At 58.9% G+C, this 3,940-nt stretch carries 2 protein-coding genes, 1 tRNA gene and 1 riboswitch; of the genes, 1 reads left to right on the top strand and 2 read right to left on the bottom strand.

Going from position 1 to position 3,940, the window contains the following annotated elements; genetic code table 11:
• Positions 1–1,016, bottom strand: a 1,016-nt coding sequence (locus G5358_RS20315) for an Ig-like domain-containing protein (protein ID WP_421324805.1), incomplete at its 3' end; no start/stop codon positions are given.
• Positions 1,017–1,132: 116 nt separating this feature from the next.
• Positions 1,133–1,215, bottom strand: a riboswitch (cyclic di-GMP riboswitch).
• Between the two features lie 293 nt (positions 1,216–1,508).
• Between G5358_RS20315 and G5358_RS20310 the strand changes: the two genes are divergently transcribed.
• Positions 1,509–3,692 carry an ExeM/NucH family extracellular endonuclease gene (locus G5358_RS20310; protein ID WP_421324804.1) on the top strand — a complete coding sequence of 728 codons (2,184 nt, stop codon included), beginning with the start codon at positions 1,509–1,511 and terminating at the stop codon, positions 3,690–3,692.
• A 171-nt stretch (positions 3,693–3,863) separates the two neighbouring features.
• Here the strand turns inward: G5358_RS20310 and G5358_RS20305 are convergent.
• Positions 3,864–3,939, bottom strand: a tRNA-Ala gene (locus G5358_RS20305).
• Position 3,940 lies beyond the last annotated feature (1 nt).

The following is a 3,940-nucleotide window of genomic DNA, read 5'->3' as shown; positions in this document are numbered from 1 at the left end:
TGGGTGATCTTGTTCCAGGGGATGTCGCTCACCAGATAGGCGGGCAGGCCGTTCTTGCCGGTGCGCCAGGAGGTGAAGTAGCCGATGACCCGGCGGGCATGGTCATCCCCCATGCACTCGTAGCCATCCGGGCGATAGACCTGGCGAATGTCACAAGAGAGGTTGCCACCGGTGGGCGGCAGCGCGGCCTCCTCGACATTGACGGTCACCGCCGCCGACTCGCCGCTCAGATTGGTCTTGTCAGTGGCCACCAGCTTGAGGGCGGCACTCCCTTTGGCATCCGGTGTCCAGTTCACCTGCCAGGGGGCAGTAGTGTCTTCACCAATCTTCTTGCCATCGACATAGAGCTCGACTTTGGTCACATCGTTGTTGGCATCTGTGACGTTGCCACTCACCGCCACGCTGCGACCCAGCGTCACCTTGGCGCCGCTGCCCGGGCTGCTAATGCTCACCTTGGGCGCCTCTGGCGCGACCACGGCGGCGACGTTGAAGCTCGAATCCGCCTCGCTCAGCACCTTGTCGTCTTTATCCAGCGCGCGAGCCTTGAGGGTATGGGCCCCCACTCCAGCGGCGCTCCAGCTGGCACTCCAGGGCGAGGCGCTCGCCGTGGCGACCAGCGTACCGTCGACAAGATATTCCACCCGGGCCAACGCCGTTACCGGGCCACTCAGGGTCACTGCCAGCGCCACGCTGGCTCCTTCGTTGAAGCTGGCACCAGCAGCCGGTGAGCTGATGGCTACGCCGAGCGCAGGAGGAGGCACCTCGCCACCATAGGGCTTCCAGGCATCTGCCCAGACCACCCCTACCCCCGGCTCATAGTGATAGGGGGATGCCCCGCACCAGCCTGAATAGGGAAATTCTTTGCACTCGTAGAGGGCACCGACGTTGCTGACGATATCGCCAGCCTTGTAGGCAGTACCGGATTTATAGGCGGGATAAGCGGCCTGGGCCCAGGCGGGCGCAGCCGCAAGGGCGACCAGCATGGCAAGCCTGCTGGGTCTGAAGAGCTGTTGCATATTGTTATCTTCCTTGTTTTGTCTTGGCATTGGTCACCAAGGCAAAGAACAATCGCAACCTGCATGATGGGCGCAGACAACTAGCAATGGACCTGCCACAAAAACCACCCCTCACCCAGGGAAACCCCGCTATCTGGATCCACGATCGAGACCGGAAGCATTGCGCCCCGACATCACTGCCGGTTTGCCCTTTACCTGGGTTCCGTGAGGAACGAACCCAGTATAGGAAGGCGACAAGATCCCCTCAATCTTTATTCTCAAAGAGAATTATCCCCTGCCACGAAAGCGTCATGATCACAGGGTTAAAATTGATTGAATTATCAAAAAAATCATATCGTTACTGAGATCATAAAAACGCTTTCCCGCACCTTCCCAGATTCATTTAATGTGCGTTGGCTCACTGGTATGACATGCCAGAAATGTGACAATGCGCGCCCTTGGTCAACGAGCCAAGGCTATGGAATCACTGGCAAAAATAAAAAAGGAACACCTATGAAAGGTACTCGTACCCTGCTGTCGCTGGCCGTGGGGCTGGCACTTGCATCCTCAGGCGCCCATGCGGCATTTGTCTGCCCGTCCGATCCGGCTCAACTCACCCCCATCCCGACCATTCAGGGCACAGGCTCCGCCAGCGCGCTGGCCACCCAGACCGTGACCGACAAGAACGGCAATGTGACCGGTAAAATCAGCACGGGCACCTTCAACGTTCGCGGTATCGTGACGACGCTGGGCCAGAGCCTGACCAAGGGGTTCTATCTGACCGACCCGGTGGGCGATGGCAATCCGGCCACCTCTGATGGCATCTTTGTCTATCTGAACGACAAGGACTTCGCGACCAAATATAAAGACATCAAACCGGGGGCTGAACTCTGCCTCGAAGCCAAGGTCGAGGAGTACTACGGCGGCACCCAGCTCAAGCCCACCTTCGAATCCAGCAAAGCCCGCCTGCAAGTCACCGCACAAGGGCTGAATGTGCCGACCAGCGTACTGCAGGTCAATGAAGGGGAGACGCTGGCGCAAGCGCTCAATCGCCACGAAGGGATGCGGGTACGTCTCGACAGCAGCAGTGACCTGCACCTGACCCGCAACTACGGCTTCGACTACAAGGTCTATCGCAACAACGTAGAGTTGGCCCACAAAACCCCGCTGATCAAACCGACCCAACTTCATGTCGCCAGCAGTGCGGACGCTGTCGCACTGGCCACCAAAAATGGCAGCAACCGTCTGGTAGTTGAGTCTGATTACAAAGCACCGGATGGCGTACTGCCCTGGTTCCCGAGCTGGGATGCCGATCAGGGATATCTGCGTATCGGCGATCAACTGACCGGGCTGGAGGGGGTGATCGTATACAACAAGGATGCCTTCCGTCTGGTGGTACCGAGCGATGTCACCCTGACTGCCGGCGCCCTGCTGCGCAGCCCTGAAGAGGATCGTCAAGACGCGCCGGCTCGCCTCGCTGGCAGCGATCTGCGGATCGGCAGCTTCAACGTACTCAACTACTTCACCAGCCACTCCAGCATTGGCGGCGCACTCAATATCCTGTGCAAGGATCAGGCGGATGCCGACAACGCCAAAGGTTGCAACCGGGGTGCCAAGAGCCAGCCCGAGTTCGAGAAGCAGCGCACCAAGATCGTCAATGCCATTACCGCAATGGATGCCGATCTGCTCGGCCTGATGGAGATGGAGAATAACGGCTTCGAGGATAACTCGGCCCTCCACAATCTGGTGACCCGCCTCAACGAACAGCAGAAGGATGCGAGCAAACACTACGCCTATGTGCGTCTGCCGGTCACTGCCCTTACCGATGGCAAGTTCTTCGGCGGGGACGCCATCATGGTGGCGATGATCTACCGCCCTGCCCTGCTCACCCCCAGCGGAGATGCCAGCGTCATCAAGCTGCCAGAGCAGCGCTACACCACAGGTGGTGTGGCCAAGACAGCTGGTCAGCGCGATTCTCTGGTTCAGACCTTCACCCTCGCCAAGAGCAAGGAGCCGCTGACGCTGGTGGTCAACCACCTCAAATCCAAGGGGTCAGGCTGCTACGAAAATGGCGATGGCAAGACAGAACCGGCCGACCTGCAGGGCAAGTGCACCGAGTTCCGGGTCTCTGCCGCCAAGGTGCTGGGTGAGGCAGTCAGCAAACTGCCGGGCCAGGTGCTGCTGGTTGGCGACTTCAACTCCTACGCCAAGGAAGATCCGATCCGGGTGCTGACCGACTACAACCCGGCCACCAGCGAGCGGAAGATCGTATCGGCCTCCCACACCTTTATCGGTGAGCAGTCCTATGAACAGCTCGGTCGCGAAGTGACTCGCAGCTACGGCCTGATCGATCTCAACGTCAAATTCAACAAGGAGAAAGCCATCTCCTACAGCTACGACGGGGAGCTGGGCACCCTGGACTACGCCCTCGCCAACCCGGCGCTGGCCAGCAAGGTGGCAGGTGTCGCCGACTGGCACATCAACTCCTTCGAAAGCTCCCTGTTCGAATACGGCAGCCAGTACACAGGCTCCCTGCTCAAGTCTGACAACCCCTTCAGTGCCTCCGACCATGATCCCATCATCGTCGACCTGAGACTGGAGAGCGATGCCACCAAACCGGACACCTCCTCAGGCGGTGGTGCACTGGGACTCGGCCTGCTGGCCCTGTTGCCACTGGCCTGGCGACGTCGCCGTTAACCACAGGCGCATTTGAATAGTGCAAGCAAAGCCCGCGACTCTCGCGGGCTTTTTCATTCAGGTCATTGGATTTACAAATGAAAGGCGCGGACGTATGGAGAAAATAAATGATGGAGAAAACAAAAAGGCCACCGCGATGCGGTGGCCTTTTTGTTTCTTGTAACAAGAATTTGGTGGAGCTACGCGGGATCGAACCGCGGACCTCTTGCATGCCATGCAAGCGCTCTCCCAGCTGAGCTATAACCCCA

Origin of the sequence: Aeromonas sp. 604176 (assembly GCF_049170755.1) — a bacterium.
In the GTDB taxonomy this organism is placed as follows: Bacteria; Pseudomonadota; Gammaproteobacteria; order Enterobacterales; family Aeromonadaceae; genus Aeromonas; species Aeromonas veronii_A.
This window is presented reverse-complemented; position numbering and strand designations above follow the sequence as displayed.